The organism is Methanoculleus oceani (assembly GCF_023702065.1).
GTDB classification, from domain to species: Archaea; Halobacteriota; Methanomicrobia; order Methanomicrobiales; family Methanoculleaceae; genus Methanoculleus; species Methanoculleus oceani.
In genome coordinates this window covers 796,121-814,656 of sequence record NZ_QFDM01000001.1, presented here as the reverse complement: position 1 = coordinate 814,656, position 18,536 = coordinate 796,121, and the positions used below count along the sequence as shown (strand labels likewise).

Sequence of the window (18,536 nt, the reverse complement as noted above, 5' to 3'; positions counted from 1 at the left end):
GCCCTCCTTTTTTCCTGTATCGAGGGATTTTGATGAGTTCTCAATTACACCCATGGATCGTCGCCGCTCTGGCGGTTCTGGCCATCGCCTGCGCCGGTTGCGCGGCACCGGACCAGTCGGCGACGGCGACCGCCTCCGCAACCGACGGAGATGCCGCGGCGCTCCTTATCCGCCTGCAGTCCGAGATCACCGCGGCGCTCGAAGGCCTGGACGACCGCCTGGCATACGCGGCGTTCGACCTCGGGGAGACCGACCTCAACGACGATGCCGCCCGCGGGATCCTCGCAAACCTCTCCGCCACCGATCCGTCGATCGCCGACTGCGTGGCCGTCGACGCGGGCGGCACGATCGTCGCCGCCGAGCCGGCGGCATACCGCGGCGCCGAGGGCGCGGACATCCGGGGCCAGGACCACGTCCGGCACATCCTGGCAACGAAGCGGCCGATCATGAGCGAGGTGATCACGGTCGCGGAAGGCTTCCCGGCGGCGGTCATCACGGCGCCGATATTTACGAACGAGAGCCGGTTCGCCGGGTTTGCCGCCGTCGTCTTCCGGCCGGAAGACCTGATCGGCGGCGTCGCCGGCCCGGCGGCGAACGGCACCCCTTACCAGGTGATGGTCGTCCAGACGGACGGGCGGGTGCTCTACGACACCGATCCGGCCCAGGTCGGACGGATGACGTTTGAGGACCCGCTCTACGCGGACTACCCGGAGCTGCTTGACGTGGCCCGCCGGGTCGCCGACGAGCGGTACGGCACCGCGACCTACAGGTTTGCCGCCGACGGCGGGCAGACGGTGCAGAAGGAGATTGCCTGGACGACGGCCGGGCTCCACGGGGTCGAGTGGCGCGTGGCGGTGATCCGGGCGGTTGAGTAGAAGATAAGGGCATCTCATGCCCTCCCTTTTCTGACGGGCCGTCTGTCCCCCTGCGGGTTCGGCCGCTGCCGGAAGAATCCGTGGCGGCATCCGGGGTGAACAATGCCGTATCAACGTGGCACTGGAAGGGGCTGAAACCTGCAGGGCGCCGCCCGCGAGAGGTTTGAACAGGGACGGGGAACGCCAGATTTCCGGCACCGCTCACCGCACCCCGTTACCCGACCTTCAGCACCACCAGAGTGATATCATCGAACTGCGGCTGGTTACCGGCGTGGGCGGTGACGTCCTCCACGATCGCATCGATCATCTCCCGCGCCCCGCGGTCCAGCAGTCCCGAGATAAGTGCTGTAAGCCGCTCCATACCGTACTCCTCGTCACGCTCGTTCGTGGCCTCGGTCACCCCGTCGGTGTAGAAGACCACCGTATCGCCCGGGTTCAACTGGAGTTGCACGAGTTCCAGCTCGATCTCGTCAAAGATCCCGAGTGCGATCCCCTTGCCCATGAGGAGGGTCGCCTCGCTCGATCCCGCCCTGAAGAGGAGCGGAGGGTTGTGCCCTGCGTTCACGTAGGAAAAGGTTCTCTTCCGGGTATCCAGGATACCGTAGAAGAGCGTGACGAACATGCTGGTCTTTGAATCCATGCAGATGTAGCGGTTCGCCTCAAGGATCGACCCGGCGGGGTCCAGGTTCTGCGAGGCGCTCGCCCGGACGAGGGTGCGCGAGAGCGCCATGAACAGGGCGGCCGGAACGCCTTTCCCCGAGACGTCGGCGATCTCGACGCCCCAGCAGCCTTCCCCGACGGGGATGTAGTCGTAGAAGTCGCCGCCCACCTCCCGGGCGGAGAGGTTGAAGCCCGCGAGATCGAACCCGGGAAGCACCGGCGCGGACTCGGGCAGGATACTCTGCTGGATCTCCTTTGCTATCTCGAGCTCCTTTGCTATCCGCTCCTTCTCTGCAGTCGTCCGCCGGAGATCCTCGATATGCCCCCGGAGCTCGGTTGCCATCCGGTTGAAGGAGCGGGCAAGATCCTCGAACTCGTCCCCGGTCTCCACGTTCACCCGGCATGTGAGATCGCCTCTCCCTATGGCCTCGGAACCCTTCTGCAACTCCTCAATAGGCCGGGTGATGTGCCGGGTGACGGCAAGGGTCAGGAGAGCGACGACAACGAGCAGGGCGAGAAACGCCCCGGTAAAGACGGTCTTCATCCGATCCTGCTGGCTGCTGATGTGCATCGCGGTATCCTCCGATGCTGAGAGGATGCTCTCCCGGGTCGTCCGGATCGGCGCGAGCACCTCGTCGACCGGCATCACCACCCCGACGCTCCAGTTCACGCTCCGGACGGGAGCATACGCGATGAACCGCTCGCCGTCATCGAACCCCACCCGGGCGACCCCGGTCTCCCCCGAGGTCATCTTCCCGGCGACCGCGACCAGGTCGGGGTTCTCGCTTGCAAGGAGGTTCTCCGCGACGAACGACCCGTCCCACCGCATATCCCCCGAGGTGAGGCCGGGCCGGCTGATGACGTTCCCGTGCTGGTCGATCAGCATGGCATAGCCCCGGTCGCCCACCTGGGTGCCGATGATCTGCTGGTTGATCGTCTCGATTGTGACGTCCGCGCCGACCACCCAGACCCAGCCTCTCTCCGTGTCGTAGACCGGCCGTGAACAGGTCACCATCAGGCCGTTCCCGAGAAGGTCGACGTACGGCTCGGACCAGACCGTTCCTCCCGTCTCGTTCGCCTGGGAAAACCAGCTCCTGAGCCGTGGATCGAAATTTGCGTCGAACCCGGTCGTCCAGGGGTAGATCATCGCCATCCCGGAGCCGGTACCCACGTAGACGCTTGCCAGGTTCCGGTTCGTCGCGGAGACGGGGATGAAGATGTCGTCCATCACCCCCGCTGCGTTCCGCTCCTCCGGGAGATCGCCCTCGATTCCGGGCGCGAGGAAGAGGACCGAGGTTGCACGCCGGTCCTCCGGCTCCTCGTCCTGCAGGTAGAAGTACCTCGGCCGGACCATGGACGGGTTCTCCATGACGGTTGCGGCGTAGCGCCCCATGACCTCAAGGTCCCCGCTCACCTGTTCGAAGACGATGTTGCTGATGTAGGCCTGATCCTGCGCAAGCCGGAGAAGCGACTCCTCGGCGTTGCGCTCAAGCGCAGTGGTACTGTCGTTTATCGCGCGATTCCCGAGATCGGTGCTCCGCTCGAGCGCGTACCAGCTGACGTCGTCCATCTGCACGAAGGCCAGAGTTCCGGCAAAGAGAAGAGCGGCCGTGGAGAGGCCCAGGAATACGAGGAGGAACTTGGTCCTGACCGAGATCCTGATCCGGCGGTGCTCCTGCTCGCTCTCGCTCATCAGTATGATTATTCGCAGGGAGAGGATGATATGCGTTCTGGATCGAGCGCTCCCCTTTCTGCCAGATTATCGGACATAACGACTCTTCAATGCCGGCAGACGGCAGGCCGGACTTACGCCCCGGGAGCCATGACGACCGGCGACGACGGCACGGTCTACGTCACGCAGACGGAGGGGGAACGATCCGGCACCGGATCCGCCTCCCGGAGCAGGAATGAGAACGCCGCTCCTCCCCGGGGACGGCCGGGCACCCGGTCCTCGACCCAGATCCTGCCGCCGTAGCGGTCGATGAGGATCTGCACGAGGTAGAGCCCGAGCCCCTCGCCCACGCCCCGCTGCTTCTTCTCGTAGCGGTGGAAGATCTCCTCTTTCTGGTCGTCCGGGACGCCCCGGCCTGTATCCGCGACCGTCACCCGGACGAACCCGTCCTCTTCTTCCGTCCGAACGGTTACGGCGACGCCGGGACCCCCGTGCTTTACGGCGTTGCCGATCAGGTTCGTGAAGACCTCGCAGAGAAGGTCGTCGGCAAGGACCTGCCGGGGAACGCCCTCGTAGGAGATGGGGATATCCGGGAAGTGAGCGATCTCCGCCCTGATGACCGCGTCGAGATCGGTCGGCCGGAGCCCGGGTGGTCCGGAATGGATCCGCCGGATCTTCGAGACCGTCCCGAGGATCTCGATGCTCTTTGCTATGCTCCGCTTCAGGTTTGCCACGTAACAGGCCGCCTCCCCCTTCACGGAGTCTATGAGCAGTTCGGTATAGAGGTTCGAGACGTTCTCGGTGTTCCCGATGTCGTGGGTCAGGATATCGAGGTAGAGGTTCGTCTCCCGGTGAGCGGACTCAAGATCCCGGTGGATACGGGCGAGATCCTCGGCGTGGCGCCTGATTGCCTCCTCCGTCCGCCTGCGCTCGGTGACGTCGCGGACGATCCCGCCCCGGAAGAGCGGCCGGCCGCCCGGGTCGGCGATCACCGTGAAGTGATCTTCGAGCCAGCGGTACCGGCCGTCTTTCGCCTGGAACCGGTACTCGAGGAGCCCCCTTCCCGAAGCGGCGGCGGTGTTAAGCTCCGTATCCACCGGCAGGCGGTCGTCGGGATGAATGTGGTCCACGATCTCTTCAAGGCTCATCGCAGCCATCTCCTCCGGGGTGAAGCCGAGGATCTCCTCGATGACCGGGCTCATGTAGTCGTAGCGGTCCGCCTGCAGGTTGCGCCGGTAGGCCGCGTCAAGCGAATTTTCGAGAACCGCCCGGAACCGCTCCTCGCTCTCCCGGAGAGCCTCTTCCGCCCGTTTGCGCTCCGAGTCGTCGTAGACGTAACCCTGGGTCTCGATCAGTTCGCCGTCCACACTGAAACGCCCGACCATGTTCTCCACGACATGGATACGGGTGCCGTCCCGGCGTTTCCGGATCCTGCCCTCGTTCTCGACCTTCCCCTCCCCCCGGAGGCGCTCAAGGAGCCGGTCCCGGTCCCCGGGGTCTTCGTAGAGGTCCCGGATATTGGTGTTCAGCGCCTCTTCCACGGAGGCGAACCCGAATATCCTGACGAACGCAGGGTTGCAGGCGAGTATCCGGCCATCCAGGGCGGTGAGGAAGTCTCCGGTGAGATCGTCTTCAAAGAGCCGCCGGCACCGCTCCTCGCTCTCCCGGAGGGCCTCCTCCGTCCGTTTCCGCTCGGTGATGTCGGTGAAGAAGGTTGTAACACGTCCCCGTTGATACGAGAACGCGGTGACTTCGAACCATTTCGAAAGAGTCGGCACCGGATACTGAAACGTCGTCGATTCGCCCGTCAACGCCACGCTCCCGTAGATCGCGATGATACCGGCAACCTCTTCGGGGGCGAGAAGCTCGGTCACCCGTCGGTTCAGGGCATCTTCCCGCGCAAGCCCGGTAAACTGCTCGAACGCCCTGTTAACCTCAAGGTAGACATAATCGACGGGTTTTCCGGCAGCATCGGTGATGATCTCGCAGTGAGCGTACCCAACGAGCGGGTTATCAAGAGCATGCCGGTACCACTCCATGTTCTCCCGCAGGGCATCTTCCGCCCGTTTACGCTCCGAGTCGTCGTAGATGTAGCCCTGAAGCTCGAGCAGTTCGCCGTCCGAACCGAAGCGCCCGATCACGTTCTCCACGACATGGATACGGGTGCCGTCCCGGCGTTTCCGGATCCTGCCCTCGTTCTCGACCTTCCCCTCCCTCCGGACGTGCTCCTGGAGCCGGTCCAGGTCACGGGGGTCTTCGTAGAGGTCCCGGACATTGGTGTTCAGCGCCTCTTCCACGGAGGCAAACCCGAATATCCTGACGAACGCAGGGTTGCAGGCAAGTATCCGGCCATCCGGGGCGGTGATGACATCCCCGGTGAGATCGTCTTCAAAGAGCCGCCGGTAGCGCTCCTCGCTCTCCTGCAGGGCATCCTTCACCGACTGCAACGTGGCGTTCTCGCGCCGGAGCGCCTCGTTCTCGGCCAGGAGGTCTGCCATGCGTTCATGGACCGGCCGCTCTCCCGCCGCAGAGGCCCGCTGCCCTCTCTCTCCCGCTCCGGTGCGGGACGAACTCTCTGATTCTCCTGAATGTGGCGCCATCCGAACTCCCGGGGCTGGTTGCTGGTAATAAGCTTGGGTTCGCCTGAAGTGTATTAATGCTACCTCCCGACCTCGTGGGTATGGAACACGTCTCACACGAACCCTGGCACTCAAAGGAAGACGCCCCCCGGCAGGAAGCGTAATTATAGCGAATATCTTATGCTCGTACAGCCAACGTGATTTACGTTGCAGCCCGCAAACATACCGCCAGAGAAGCGTTCGCAAAGCCCGCAGAGGAGAAGAGCATGAGATTGGAGGAGGTCAACGGCAACATCTTCTACAACGGCGATTGCATCGTGGGGGCACGAGCGTGTATCCCCGACGACTCGGTCGACCTGATCGTCACCGATCCCCCGTACGGCATCAACGGCGACCGGCTGCATCACCACTACAACAGGGACGAGAGGTTCGTCGTCGGGGGCTACGTCGAGGTTCCCGCATCCGATTACGGAGCGTTCAGCCGGAACTGGATCCGGGAGGCCGCACGGGTATTAAGGCCGGGCGGGTCAATCTACATCGTTTCCGGGTATACGAACCTCTACCACATACTCCACGCCCTGCGACAGACGGATCTTCGCGAGGTCAATCATATCATCTGGCGGTACAACTTCGGCGTCTACACCAGCCGGAAGTACGTCTCCTCCCACTACCACATCCTCTTCTACGAAAAGCCAGGCGGTAAGAGGACGTTCAACCTGGAGTCGCGCTACGGGACCGGGGAGAAGGCCCAGGACAACGGATCGCTGAACTACCGCGACCGTGAAGATGTCTGGTGCATCAATCGCGAGTACAAACCGGGACAGGCGAAGAACAAGAACGAACTGCCCACAGAACTGCTCGCGAAAATGATACAGTACAGCAGCAACGAGGGCGACCTTGTCTGCGATATGTTCCTTGGCGGGTTCTCGACCGCCAGGACGGCCATCGGCCTCAACCGCCGGGCGACCGGGTTTGAGATCTCGGGCCGGGTATTCGACTTAAAGATCGAAGAGTTGCGGAATACCGGCGAGGGATACCTGCTGCCGTCGCTGAGAGCCCCGCAGACCGGGGGGCAGGAGAACCGGGGCCTGCCCTGGACGGACGATGACCGCGAGATCCTGGTCTCCCGGTTCGCCGGGCTCGTCGAGTCCGGCGAGACAAAGAGGAAGGCCGTCGAGATACTGGGAAGAGAACTTGGCCGGGGCCGGTGGTCCATCGAGAAGATGCTCAAGATTCAGGGCGTTCGGACGGGCAGCAGGCAGACCGGTCCGGGAAGAGGGGGGAGCGGCAAGGGCGTCTGAATCCGGGCCGATGGTTTCGTGGTGCGAGGATGTAACAGGGAACACGGTCGCAGGATATAGACAACGCTAACGTGTTTCAGAACAAATTTCTGTCGATACCGCGATTCATGCCGGATGGAAGAGACCGATGGCAACACCCACCGTACGACCGTTCCTCAAGTGGGCAGGCGGAAAGGCGCAACTGCTCGATGCGTTCACCAGGAGAGTCCCCCGCGAACTCACTGAGGGGACCCTCCCGGTCTTTGTCGAGCCGTTCATGGGCGGCGGAGCGGTCTACTTCCACTTCAACAGCGTCTTTGAGTTCAGGGAGTGTCATCTCTTCGATATCAACGAGGAACTGGTCCTCGCTTACAGCGTCGTGAAGAACGATGTTTCCGCCCTCATCGACTACTTAAGCGACGTCTCAGACGAGTTCCTGCCCAGGAACGATCCCGGGCGGAAGGAGTACTACTACGCCGTGCGGGATGCGTTCAACCGCGAGCGGGGCGCCATCGATTTCGGGCAGTACGGTGAGGGTTGGATAGAACGGGCCGGTCAACTCATCTTCCTCAACAGGACGTGCTTCAATGGTCTCTACCGGGTAAACTCCCGGGGCGGGTTTAACGTCCCGTTCGGCAGGTACAGGAACCCGACGGTCCTGCATGAAGAGGTGCTCCGGGCCGATTCCGTCGCGCTCCGGAATACGACCGTCCACCTCGGCGACTTCACGCTGTCGGAACCCTGCATCTCGGAGGATGCCTTCGTCTACTTCGACCCGCCGTACCGGCCCCTGAACCGGACGTCGTCGTTCACGCAGTACTCGAAGAACAGGTTCTCCGACGAGGAACAGAAGCGTCTCGCGGCATTCTACGCACGGTGCGACGCAAAGGGCGCGAGACTTATGCTGAGCAACTCCGACCCGAAGAACACCGACCCGGACGACGGGTTCTTCGATGAGCTCTACGCCGGATACCGCATAGACCGGGTTCCGGCGAGAAGGACGATCAACTGCGACGGGACGAAGCGGGGAGAGATCCGCGAGATCATCGTCACGAACTATGACCCGCACGATCCAGAGCGATAGCGTCCGATGCAGGGTCCCTGGAAACCCGTTCTTCTTCGTTCCGGGACCATCCCATAACTATAATACCCTCTGCGGATATGCGAGGCCCATGGCATTCCGGGAGATCGACGATGACTTCTGGGAGATCGTCTGCAGACACCTCCCACGCCAGAAGCCCCATATAGGGAGGCCCCGTCGGGATCCCCGGCACCTCTTCAACGGTGTCCTGTACGTCCTCACTACCGGGTGCACCTGGAGCGATGTGCCGGCGACGTACGGGACGAAATCGACGGTGCACCGCTACCACCTCGAGCTCTGCGAGCGGGGGGCCTACCAGGCGATCTTTCTCGACCTCCTCCGGGCCGGCTACGAGTTCCGGAAGGGAGAGGCCGCACGATGCGCCGCGGAGGACCTCCGGTCTCCCGTGCCGTAGAGGCTAGAATGCCCCCGCCACCACCACGAAGAGGTCGCCCCGGGGCGCCGGGGGTTCTGTCGCCGTCCCGACAGTGATCCTTTCTGCCGCGTAGCCGAGGTCCTCGCAGACGGCAAGCCGGGTCTCCGGCGGGAGGGCGGCCGCGAACGCCCCGACCGAGAAGGTCGGATCGGCGATGAGGAAGACGACCCGGCCCGCGATGACCTCCTCCCGGGCCTCCGCGACGGCCCGGGCATGGTCCTTCCCGTGGGCCGAGACGACCGCCACCTTCGTCAGCGGGATCTTCAGGCGGGCGAAGGCGACCTGGAGAGAGGATATCCCCGGGACCACCTCGCCCGGAAGGTAGCCGAGTCCCGCAAGCATCGGATCCCCCGTCGAGAGGACGACCGCGTGAGACGGGAGGGATCGGAGGCTCCGGTAATCCGCGATCTCATGCACCTCGCATCCCGGCGGGATGGCATCGTGCGCAAGCGCAATCGCCCGGGCCGAGCCGTAAATGATCGACGCGCCCGCGATGGCGCTCGCAGCCTCCGCGGTCAGCATACCGGGGCCGCAGCCCACGCCGACGACCTTCACGGTGACTCTCCGATGACCCGGCCGTCACGATCGACGATCACGACCCGGACGTGGGGGTAGCGGACCTGGAACGCGCGAAGCTCCCGGCGGGCCACTGCCTCCCACAGCGGGGTCGCCGAGAGTTCCTCCACCGTCACGCACCCGGTCCCCTCGAGGACGTCCGGGTTCATGAACTTCAGGATCAGGCCGGGGAGCCCGCAGATCACCGCGTCGCCGTCGGTCACCCGGAGCGCCTCCGTGAGTTTGCTCCCGACGAGGATCGCCTCGTGCTCCGGGAAGAGGAGACGCGAGTAGCGCAGGCCGAGCCGCCCGGTCGTCAGCACGATCCCCCCGGAAGCCCGGGTGATACGGTCGAGCACCCCCTCCACCATGTGATCGTCCCAGGGCTCCACGAACCCGGTCGTCCCGAGGATTGAGAGCCCGCCGAGGATCCCTATCTTCGGGTTCAGCGTCTTCTGGGCCACCTCAGCCCCCCGGGGAATCGTGAGGATGACCGTCGTCCCGTGGAGGTCCGCCTCGTCCACCGCCTCGTTGATCGAGCGCCGGATGCAGTCGAGCGCCGGGGCGCTGATCGCCGGCGTCCCCTGCAGGTGGCGACGGGTGTTGCGGCCGAAACTCCCGATACCCTCCCCGGGGACGAACTGGACCCCACCTGAGAGGGAAGGGACCGCGGTCGCGACGAATTCGAGCCCCGCGGTCACGTCAGAGGGGTAGTCCCCGGCGTCCTTCCAGCACGACGCCCGCCCCCGGTAGGCGTCTACCGGGAGCCTGACCGCAATCCCGCAGGGAAGGGTGACTCCCACCTCCTCTATGGTATCGAAGGCGAGCGAGAGGACCGCCCCCTTGCAGGCCGCAGCCGCTGTCGTCCCGGTCGTGAACCCCCGGCGAAGCACCGATCCCGACGCCGTCAGGACCGCGAGACCCCGCTCGACGTCGGGGAGGAGGTCGGGGGAGCGGCAGGCCGCCACCCACGCGTCGGGGTACTCGAAGTCAGTAACCGGGTCCCGCATGGCCAGCACGCTCGGCGAGGATCGTGATGATCTCGTTTATCGCCGCCACCGCAACCGGCGTCCCGCCCCGGGTGCCGGCATTCGTGACCGACGGCACGTCGAGGGCACGGAGCGCCTCCTTCGACTCCGCCGCGTTCACGAACCCCACCGGGGTCCCGACGACCAGCGCCGGCCGGACTCCGGCCCGGACCATCTCGCAGACGACAAGAAGCGCCGAGGGGGCGTTCCCGATCACCACGATCGCGCCCTCTATCCGGTCCTGCAGGGCAAAAAACCCCGCGGACGTCCGGGTGATCCCGCGTTCGCGTGCGATGTCCTCCCCGTAATCGAGGGCGCAGAGGATCTCGCTTGCATGCCCCCGTTTCAGGATTCCCGCCTGCACCATCCGGATATCGGTGATGACCGGTGCCTGCCGCCCGAGCGCAGAGATACCCGCCTCGACCGGTTCGCCGGCAAAGCGCATCAGGTCGGCCATCGCAAAGTCGCCGACCGCGACCGAGCACCGCTGCCGGATCCGGTCCTCGGGGGTGGCGTTTCCCACCCTCTCCCGGGCCAGGTTCCGGCTCTTGCTCGCTATCGCGTAGGCCTCCGGCGTGACCGCCGCAAGGTCAGTATACGTATTTCCGGTGGTATCCCCGGGGCGTGATGATTCCTCTCCCATCAGTCTCACTCCTCCAGATCCTCGTCTCTTCTCCGCCGATAAAAACGATCGAGTGCATGTCCACGAAGGCGAAGTGGTCGTTAAACTCCCCAAGCGTCGTGATCAGCCGTTCCTCCCCCTCCCGGTAGGCGTTCCTGACCACCCCGACCGGGGTCGCGTCCGGGAGGTGGCGGCGGGCGATCCCGACCGCCGCATCAAGGTTGTGCGGCCTCCCCCGGGACCGGGGGTTGTAGAGAACGACCGGCACCCGCATCCGAAACGCAAGGTCGAGCCTCCGCTCGATCTCCTCCCAGGGCGTCAGGAGGTCCGAGAGGCTCATCGTGACGTAGTCGCCCGAGAGCGGCGAGCCGAGCCGTGCCGCCGCCGAGACCGCGGCCGTGATGCCGGGGATGACCTCGACCTCGACCGTCGAGCCCGACCGTTCGGCCACCTCGAGGACGATGCTCGCCATCCCGTAGACCCCGGCATCGCCGCCGCTCACCATCGCGACGACCCGGTCTTCGGCAAGGACGAGCGCTTTTGCCGCCCGGTCGACCTCCCGGCCCATGCTGCTCCGGATGACCTCCTTTCCGGCGAGCATCGGCTCGACCAGATCGAGATAGAATCCGTTGCCGATAACGCAGTCGGCCTCGCCGAGGGCTTTTAACGCCCGGGGCGTCATCTGCAGCAGGTCGCCGGGACCGGTGCCGACGATATACAGTCTTCCTTCATTATCGTGCGATTGCAACGGTAACACTCCCATAGGTCTGCTTGGCAAGAACCAGAACTTTGCGCTTCGAGATCGCGAGAGCCGCGGGTTCCGCGACCCCGGCAAGCCCGATCAGGGAGGCCCGCGAGGGGGATGGGGCCTCCTGTGCGTTCAGTGTTTCGTCGTCTAAGAAGACAAGGTTGCCGCCGAGATCCAGAACGGCCTCGAGAAGCCCCGCCTCCCCGCGTTTCTTCGTGGTCGTCGCGTAGACGAGGACCGCGTCGGGGGAGATCCCGGCCTTCCGGAGTGCCTGCCGGACGGCTTCTCCCACCTCGGCCGCCCCGACGTCCTTCCGGCACCCGACGCCGACGACGTACTCCCCTTTCCGGACGAGGAGGGAGACCCCCGGACCCGCGACGACGATCCCGGGTCCGGTGACGGCGTAGAGGGGCACGTCGGCGTCCAGCATCGCGGCGTTCACCGCCCGGGTTGAATCGCGGTTCACGATATCGCACCCCGACCGGGCGGCGATGCCCTCGACCGATTCCCTCCCTCTGGTCTCGGTCGCGGTCGTGATCACCGGCTCGATCCCGAGGACGGCGAGTTCCCGGGCAAGGTCGTTTCCGCCGTGGTGCCCGCCGACGACCGGGACGGCGTAGCGGAGGTCCGGCCCGACCACCACCACCGCCGGGTCCCGCCACTTGTCGGCGAGGAGGGGGGCAATCCCCCGGACGGCGATCCCGGCCGACATCAGGGCGACGATCCGGGTGTAGCCGGCAAACGCCGCCCTGAAGGCATCCGGGCCGTAGGGAAGGACATCGGCGCCGAGCGAGCCCGCTATCCGGCGGGCGTCGGGGAGGAACCGCTCGAGCGCGATCACGACTGTCCCGGTCATGAGTAGAGGACCGACCTCCCGAACCCTGAGGTTGCCGGTTCCACCACCTTCCCGATGACGATCAGCGCCGTCCGCTCGATCCCGGCAGCCCGGGCCTTTGCCGCGATATCGGCCACCGTCCCTAAGACGACCTTCTGGTCGGGCCAGGAGGCATGGTAGACGACCGCCGCCGGGGTATCGGGCGGGCACTCCACCCGGGCGAGGATCTCCTCCATCCGCTCGGTCCCGAGGAAGACCACCATCGTCTGCCCGAGCCGCGAGAACTCGGGAATCAGGTCCGATTCAAGCGTCGCCCCCGCCGGGCGGGTGACGATCAGGCTCTCGGAGACGTCGCGGAGCGTGAACTGGGTCCCGAGGGCCGCCGCGGCCGCAAAGAGCGACGAGACCCCGGGGACGATCTCGGCCTCGATCCCGCGCCGGGAGAGTTCCGACATCTGCTCGACGATCGCGCCGTAGAGAGCCGGGTCACCTGAATGGAGCCGGACGACGAGTCTCCCCGCCCGGACGTGCTCTTCGATCGCACCGACGATCTCCGGAAGCGCCATCCCCCAGCTGTCGAGTCTCACACCAGCGCCCGACTCCTCCACGAGCGCCGGGTTCACGAGCGACCCCGCGTAGATGAGGACGTCCGCCCGCCGGAGGAGATCCATCCCCCGGACGGTGATGAGATCGGGCGCCCCCGGTCCCGCGCCCACGATGTAGAACTTATGCACGGGACCGCCTCGCAAAGAGGATCGAGAAGTAGTCGCTCTTCTCGGGGAGGTCGTCCCCCCGGTAGACCCGCTGCTCCGGCATGAACATCCGCTCCACGAGGACGAACTCCGAGTAGCCCTCCTCCGAGAGGGAGGCCGCGAGCGCCGCCGGCCGCCGGACCTTCATGAAGATCCGCGACTCAGGCCCGTTCCCGTCCGAGACGAAGAACCCCCCGGCCACCGGGACGTTCGCCACCGAGGCGAACGCGGTGATGGAGCTGATCCCGGGCTCGGTCGCAAACGAGACCTCCGGGTAGCGGCCGGCAATCACCTCGCAGAGCCGCGAGAAGGTCGAGTAGAAATTCGGATCCCCGATGATCCCGAAGACTGCAAGGCCGTCTTTCGCATGCGGCGCGATCCGGTCGGCGTTCTCTTCGAGGCACGTTCGGATGTAGGCCTCGTCGCTCGTCATCGGGAAGTTGAGGACGACGGCATCCGGGCGGTAAGACCGCACCAGGTCGTAGGCGAGGTTTCCGGGGACGAAGACCGTCGCCGCTTCGGAGAGAAGCCTGACCGCCCGCAGGGTCAGGAGTTCCGGGTCGCCGGGCCCGAGCCCCACGCCTACGAGCATCCCGCACCTCCGACGATGATGTAGACGGGGTTTATGGGTTTGAACATCACCCCGCCGGCGATGCCGGCCGACCGGGAGACCTGCAGGTGGACGGCCTCCACGAAGATCCCGAGGCGCTGCATGTTCTCTATCGCCGATTGAAGCGTCCCGACCATCACCGCGTTCACGACGATCCTTCCCCGCACGTTCCCGGCGAGAAGGTCGAGGACCTCCGGCAGGCGGCGGGATCCCCCGACGAAGGCGGCGTCGAGCCGGCCCAGCCCCGGGAGGAGATCCACCGCATCGCCCTCGAAGAATTCGATGTTCCCGGCTCCGGCGGCAGCCGCCTCCTGCCGGGCACAGGCGATCGCCTCCGGCCGTTTATCGATTGCGTAGACACATTCCGCCGTCTTCGATGCGGCGACGGCGACCTTTCCGGTCCCGCACCCGATATCGGCCACCCGGTCGCCCGGGCGGATGTCGAGTTTCGCGAGCGAGACGGCCATGACTTCGTCCTGCGTTGGTCCACCCTTCAGCCCCATAACATTCACAATACCCAGATTAATTTGTGCTAACTTCTATTAAATAGCGCAGTGAGGCGTCTCGGCGCCCGGGCCTGGGCGGCGCGGGACGACCGGGCATCGATCCAGCTTCCGGACGGGGATTCCGGTGCAGCAACTGAAGCGAGGAGCATAAAGGTTTTTGCGAGGACGACAACATTATGAGTACAATGCTCAGGATAAACCGAGATAAGTGTGGATACTGCGGCACCTGCGTCGCAGTCTGTCCCGAGGATGCGCTCGAGCTGATCGACGCCTACCTCAGCCTTGAGCGGGAGTGCATCGCCTGCGGGATCTGCGCGCGGGCGTGCCCGCTCGGAGCACTGGAGGTCGTCCATGAAGAGTAACTACGATATTCTCGTCATCGGGGGCGGCCCCGCCGGTGCTCTTGCCGCGAAGACGGCGGCAGAAGCCGGCAACTCGGTCTGCATCATCGAGAAGCGTCCCGCCATCGGCACGCCGGTCCGATGTGCGGAGGGGATCGGCAAAGAACTCTTAAAGGAATACATCAAGCCCGACCCCCGCTGGATCTCCGCGGAGATCGAGCGTGCCCGGCTCATCGCCCCGAACGGCACCTCCGTCAGCCTCGAACAGGACAGGGCGGGAAACGAGGTCGGCTACGTCCTCGACCGGAAGGTCTTTGACCGGGAACTCGTCTGGCAGGCGGCCGAGGCCGGGGCGGACGTGGTCGTCAAGACCCGGGCGATCGCGCCGATCATGGAGAACGGGGCGGTCCGGGGCGCGAAGGTGCTTTCGGCCGGCATGCCGGCCGATATCCGGGCCGAAGTGGTCCTCGCCGCCGACGGCACGGAGGCGCAGTTCGCCCGCTGGGCCGGGCTCGACACCACCGTCCCCCTCCGGGAGATGATGAGCTGCGCACAATACCTGATGACCGACATCGATATCGACGCGGGCTCGACGGACTTTTACCTGGGCAACGAGATCGCACCCGAAGGCTATCTCTGGGTCTTCCCGAAGGGCGATCGGACGGCAAACGTCGGGATCGGCATCACGGGAAGGAAGAGCCGTGACGGGTCCCGGGCAAAGGACTACCTGGACCGGTTCGTCGCGAAGAACTTCCCGGACGGGAAGACTATCGAGGCGATCGCGGGCGGCGTTCCGGTCTGCCGGCCGCTCGCCTGCACGGTCGCCGACGGCCTTATGGTCATCGGCGATGCGGCAAGAGTCGTCGATCCCATAACCGGTGGCGGGATCGGGAACGCCATGTATACCGGAAGGCTCGCCGCCCAGGTGGCCTCGAGGTGCATCGAGAGAGGCAACTGCTCGAAAGAGGCGCTGATGCCCTACGACACCGAATGGCGCGCATCCCGGATGGGCACGATCCTCGAGCGGAACTACAAGGTCAAAGAATACTTCATCACCCTCGACGATGCAAAACTCAACACCCTCGCAGACTCGATCGCCAGTATCAGCCTCAAGGAGTTCTCGGTCTCGGCTCTCATCAAGGAACTGATCAAGCGGAACCCGAAGATGCTCCTCGAACTGAAAGCCCTCAGAGATACTCTAGTCTGACCGTATCAACTGTTTGTTGAGGGTCTTTAGCGTCTCCCCTTCCGCTTCCTTTTTTGTAAAGACCGTGATGACATCGCCGGGTCGGATACGGACGGTACCGCTCGGGATGATGAGGTCGCCCCCGGCACGCCGGATGGCGATGAAGACGAAGTCCCGGACCTCGAGGTCCCGGATCTCGTGATCGACGATGGGCGCGCCCTCGTCGGCGACGATCTCGAAGATGGTCCCGCCGGGGATCGAGGCGACCTGCTGGAGGTTCGGGCTCTTCGCCCAGTAATAGAGCCGGGTCGCCACCAGTTCGTCGGGGTTCTCGCTGATCTTCACCCCGACTTCGTTGAAGAGATCCGAATGCTCCTTCTGGTTGACGATCGAGACGACGTTCCTTACATTGTAGCGTTTGGCGAGCCAGCAGGTCATCAGGTTCACGGCGTCGTCGCTCGTGGTAGCGACCAGGGCGTCCGCCCGCTCAATCCCGGCGTCCTGCAGCACCGATTTGTCGGTCGCGTTTCCGGTGATGGCGAGAACGTCGTAGTGCTCCAGGACGTCGCTCGCACGCGCCTCGCTCTGGTCGATCACCACCACGGAGTCACCGGCGTTCACGGCGATCGCAGTTAGATTCCGGCCGATTCCGCCCAGGCCGACGATGATCGTGTACATCCAGATGGATTCAATCGTCAGCATTGAAATACCTTGCGAATAAACCAGAAGGTGTGATCTGCGGGGTGGATGAAGCGGGGAAAGGCTCGGTCCTCGGCCCGATGGTAGTCGCCGCCGTCGGGTGCCGGGCGACCGAGGACCTTGCGCCCCTCCCCATCCGGGACTCGAAGGTCCTCCGGCCGAAACAGCGCGAGGCACTCTACGAGATCCTCTTCCGCGACTTCTCGATCGCCATCATCACGATCGACGCCGCCGGGATCGACGATGCACGGAGCAGGATGACCATGAACGCGTGCGTGGCCGAGCTCCATGCCGAGGCGCTCACGGGGCTCCGGCCGGAGTCTGCCTACGTGGACGCCTGTGACGTGAATGCGGAGCGTTACGGCCGGACGGTCGCGGCCCACCTCGACTTCCCCTGCGAGATCGTCGCCGAGCACCGGGCGGACGCCCGGCACAAGATCGTTGGTGCGGCGAGCGTCGTCGCGAAGGTCACCCGGGACCGGGCGATCCGGGAACTCGAGCAGCAGTACGGGAAGATCGGGAGCGGTTACCCCTCGGACGCGGTGACGATCGAGTTCCTCCGGGGCTACATCCGGGAATACGGGGTCCCGCCGCCCTGCGCCCGCCGGAGCTGGAAGACGGTGACGAACCTTTACCAGACGACGATGCGGGATTTCTCATAACCAGGAAGATTTTATGCCCCCCGCGCGCCAACCGTGAGTAATGAGCTGGCTCCAGATACTCCTTCTTCTCGTCGCGGCCTACGCCCTGATCGCCTTCTACATCCGTGACCGCGGGCTGTTTCGCGATCACGTCATGTTCTTCGGCCCTATCCTCGCCATCAAGACCGAACGGGTCGGTTTCTTCGACTGGTTCCGGAAGTTCAAGACGCTGCTCCGGGCTTACGCGACGCTCGGGGTCGTCATGGTCGTGGTGGTCTCGGCCTTCATGACGCTCGCCCTGGTCCTCGCGGTCCCCCAGTATCTGGTGCATACCCCGGAGCCGACCGGCATCTACGATCCCCGGAATATCCTCGCGATACCCGGAGTCAACCAGGCGATACCGATCACCGCGGCCGTCATCATCGGCCTTCTGCTCACCATCGTCATCCACGAGTTCGGCCACGCGATCCTCGCCCGGGTCGAGGATATGCGGGTGCGGAGCATGGGCCTGCTCATCGCCGTCGTCCCGATAGGGGCGTTCGTCGAGCCCGACGAAGCAGACGTCGAAGCGGCGAAAGGAATGCCCAAGATTCGGATGTTCGGCGCCGGGATCACGAACAACATCGTCATGGGCCTCGCCTGCTTTGCGGCGATGTTCCTCCTTTTGGGGATGGCGACGCCTCTCTCCGTCCCGCTCGTCCAGGGGGTCTACCAGGACTTCCCTGCGGCAGAGGCGGGGCTCCCCGGCTACTCGGTCATCACGGGCATCAACGGCATCCCGGTGGCGAGCCAGGAGGAGGTATCGGCGATCATGGACGGGACACGGCCGGGAGATACGGTCACGGTGACGGCCGAAAAAGACGGGGTCGAGAGCACCTACACGCTCACCCTTGCCGGGTGGCCGGAGGTGCTCGGCGGCGACCGGGACTCCGGGTTCATGGGGGTCTATTACTACAACGCGCCCGCGGTGAAGGAGCATATCGGAAACATCGCGGACCTCGGTCTCCTCGCGCCGCTCTACCTTACGATAGCCCCGATCGACGCCTTCATCCAGGGCAACACCCAGCAGCTTGCGATCCTGCTCACCGACACCCCCGAGCAGATAGCCTGGGAGGAGCCGTTCCCCTTCTTCTGGGGCACGGTCCACCTCTTCTTCTGGACCGGGTGGTTCAACCTGCTGGTCGGGATGTTCAACGCCATCCCGATCGTCCCGCTCGACGGCGGCTACATGATGAAGGAAGGGGTGGAGCGGTTCTTCGAGCGGCGGGGCTGGTCCCGGTACGCGCATCGGGTCGTCGCCTCAATCAGCGGGTTCATCACGGTGATGCTGATCCTCCTCATCACGATGCCGATGATCGTCGCGGCGGTGCGGTTTTTCCTGACGATGGGGTAGACCCCTTCTTCTTTTATCGTGGCTGAGCAGGAAAACC

19 protein-coding genes are annotated in these 18,536 nt (G+C 64.8%); 8 read left to right on the top strand and 11 right to left on the bottom strand.

Features of this window, described 5'->3' with window-relative positions; genetic code table 11:
• The first annotated feature begins 32 nt into the window (after window positions 1–32).
• Window positions 33–875: a cache domain-containing protein gene (locus DIC75_RS04200; protein WP_250986744.1), complete on the top strand. Its 843-nt coding sequence runs from the start codon at window positions 33–35 to the stop codon at window positions 873–875.
• A gap of 214 nt (window positions 876–1,089) precedes the next feature.
• On the opposite strand, the gene DIC75_RS04195 is transcribed toward DIC75_RS04200, so the two are convergent.
• Together DIC75_RS04195 and DIC75_RS04190 are read right to left on the bottom strand one after the other, a co-directional pair.
• Window positions 1,090–3,228 (bottom strand): SpoIIE family protein phosphatase, encoded by a 2,139-nt coding sequence (locus DIC75_RS04195; protein WP_250986743.1) that lies wholly within the window; start codon window positions 3,226–3,228, stop codon window positions 1,090–1,092.
• Window positions 3,229–3,383: 155 nt separating this feature from the next.
• The gene (locus DIC75_RS04190) at window positions 3,384–5,807 is read right to left on the bottom strand and encodes a PAS domain-containing protein (protein WP_250986742.1); all 2,424 of its coding nucleotides are present in this window, start codon (window positions 5,805–5,807) and stop codon (window positions 3,384–3,386) included.
• 176 nt (window positions 5,808–5,983) lie between these two features.
• Here DIC75_RS04190 and DIC75_RS04185 point away from each other — a divergent pair, with 176 nt between their 5' ends.
• From DIC75_RS04185 to DIC75_RS04175, 3 genes are all read left to right on the top strand, one after another.
• On the top strand, window positions 5,984–7,087 hold the full coding sequence (locus DIC75_RS04185; RefSeq protein ID WP_250986741.1) for a DNA-methyltransferase: 1,104 nt from the start codon (window positions 5,984–5,986) through the stop codon (window positions 7,085–7,087).
• Window positions 7,088–7,214: 127 nt separating this feature from the next.
• Window positions 7,215–8,150, top strand: coding sequence for a DNA adenine methylase (locus DIC75_RS04180; RefSeq protein WP_250986740.1), 936 nt, complete (start codon window positions 7,215–7,217; stop codon window positions 8,148–8,150).
• Between the two features lie 88 nt (window positions 8,151–8,238).
• Entirely contained in the window at window positions 8,239–8,562 is a 324-nt protein-coding gene (locus tag DIC75_RS04175; protein ID WP_250986739.1) for a transposase, read from the top strand.
• Between the two features lie 3 nt (window positions 8,563–8,565).
• Here DIC75_RS04175 and DIC75_RS04170 read toward each other — a convergent pair whose 3' ends face one another.
• The 8 genes from DIC75_RS04170 to cbiT are packed head-to-tail and all read right to left on the bottom strand — an operon-like array spanning window position 8,566 to window position 14,236.
• On the bottom strand, window positions 8,566–9,138 hold the full coding sequence (locus tag DIC75_RS04170) for a cobalt-precorrin-7 (C(5))-methyltransferase (RefSeq protein ID WP_250986738.1): 573 nt from the start codon (window positions 9,136–9,138) through the stop codon (window positions 8,566–8,568).
• Window positions 9,135–10,148 carry a cobalt-precorrin-5B (C(1))-methyltransferase gene (locus tag DIC75_RS04165; RefSeq protein WP_250986737.1) on the bottom strand — a complete coding sequence of 338 codons (1,014 nt, stop codon included), beginning with the start codon at window positions 10,146–10,148 and terminating at the stop codon, window positions 9,135–9,137. Before DIC75_RS04165 ends, DIC75_RS04170 begins: the two co-directional genes overlap by 4 nt.
• On the bottom strand, window positions 10,129–10,809 hold the full coding sequence (locus DIC75_RS04160) for a precorrin-8X methylmutase (protein ID WP_250986736.1): 681 nt from the start codon (window positions 10,807–10,809) through the stop codon (window positions 10,129–10,131). Before DIC75_RS04160 ends, DIC75_RS04165 begins: the two co-directional genes overlap by 20 nt.
• A complete protein-coding gene (gene cobJ / locus DIC75_RS04155; RefSeq protein ID WP_250986735.1) occupies window positions 10,757–11,551 on the bottom strand; it encodes a precorrin-3B C(17)-methyltransferase in 795 nt (264 codons plus the stop codon). The genes DIC75_RS04160 and cobJ overlap by 53 nt, the downstream gene beginning before the upstream one ends.
• Entirely contained in the window at window positions 11,520–12,392 is an 873-nt protein-coding gene (gene cbiG, locus DIC75_RS04150; RefSeq protein ID WP_250986734.1) for a cobalt-precorrin 5A hydrolase, read from the bottom strand. Before cbiG ends, cobJ begins: the two co-directional genes overlap by 32 nt.
• Entirely contained in the window at window positions 12,389–13,105 is a 717-nt protein-coding gene (locus tag DIC75_RS04145; protein ID WP_250986733.1) for a cobalt-precorrin-4/precorrin-4 C(11)-methyltransferase, read from the bottom strand. Before DIC75_RS04145 ends, cbiG begins: the two co-directional genes overlap by 4 nt.
• Window positions 13,098–13,715 (bottom strand): cobalt-factor II C(20)-methyltransferase, encoded by a 618-nt coding sequence (locus tag DIC75_RS04140; RefSeq protein WP_250986732.1) that lies wholly within the window; start codon window positions 13,713–13,715, stop codon window positions 13,098–13,100. The genes DIC75_RS04145 and DIC75_RS04140 overlap by 8 nt, the downstream gene beginning before the upstream one ends.
• Window positions 13,706–14,236, bottom strand: a complete 531-nt coding sequence (gene cbiT, locus DIC75_RS04135; RefSeq protein WP_250986731.1) for a precorrin-6Y C5,15-methyltransferase (decarboxylating) subunit CbiT — start codon at window positions 14,234–14,236, stop codon at window positions 13,706–13,708. The genes DIC75_RS04140 and cbiT overlap by 10 nt, the downstream gene beginning before the upstream one ends.
• 188 nt (window positions 14,237–14,424) lie before the next feature.
• Between cbiT and DIC75_RS04130 the strand changes: the two genes are divergently transcribed.
• Window positions 14,425–14,601, top strand: a complete 177-nt coding sequence (locus DIC75_RS04130) for a 4Fe-4S binding protein (protein WP_048104707.1) — start codon at window positions 14,425–14,427, stop codon at window positions 14,599–14,601.
• Complete coding sequence (locus tag DIC75_RS04125; RefSeq protein WP_250986730.1) at window positions 14,591–15,787, top strand: NAD(P)/FAD-dependent oxidoreductase; 1,197 nt, start codon at window positions 14,591–14,593, stop codon at window positions 15,785–15,787. Before DIC75_RS04130 ends, DIC75_RS04125 begins: the two co-directional genes overlap by 11 nt.
• On the opposite strand, the gene DIC75_RS04120 is transcribed toward DIC75_RS04125, so the two are convergent.
• Window positions 15,779–16,444 carry a potassium channel family protein gene (locus tag DIC75_RS04120; RefSeq protein ID WP_250986961.1) on the bottom strand — a complete coding sequence of 222 codons (666 nt, stop codon included), beginning with the start codon at window positions 16,442–16,444 and terminating at the stop codon, window positions 15,779–15,781. The two genes, DIC75_RS04125 and DIC75_RS04120, sit on opposite strands and share 9 nt — an antisense overlap.
• 53 nt (window positions 16,445–16,497) lie before the next feature.
• Here DIC75_RS04120 and rnhB point away from each other — a divergent pair, with 53 nt between their 5' ends.
• Window positions 16,498–17,127, top strand: a complete 630-nt coding sequence (gene rnhB, locus DIC75_RS04115; RefSeq protein WP_250986729.1) for a ribonuclease HII — start codon at window positions 16,498–16,500, stop codon at window positions 17,125–17,127.
• A 40-nt stretch (window positions 17,128–17,167) separates the two neighbouring features.
• A complete protein-coding gene (locus DIC75_RS04110; protein ID WP_250986728.1) occupies window positions 17,168–18,499 on the top strand; it encodes a site-2 protease family protein in 1,332 nt (443 codons plus the stop codon).
• Window positions 18,500–18,536: the final 37 nt, after the last annotated feature.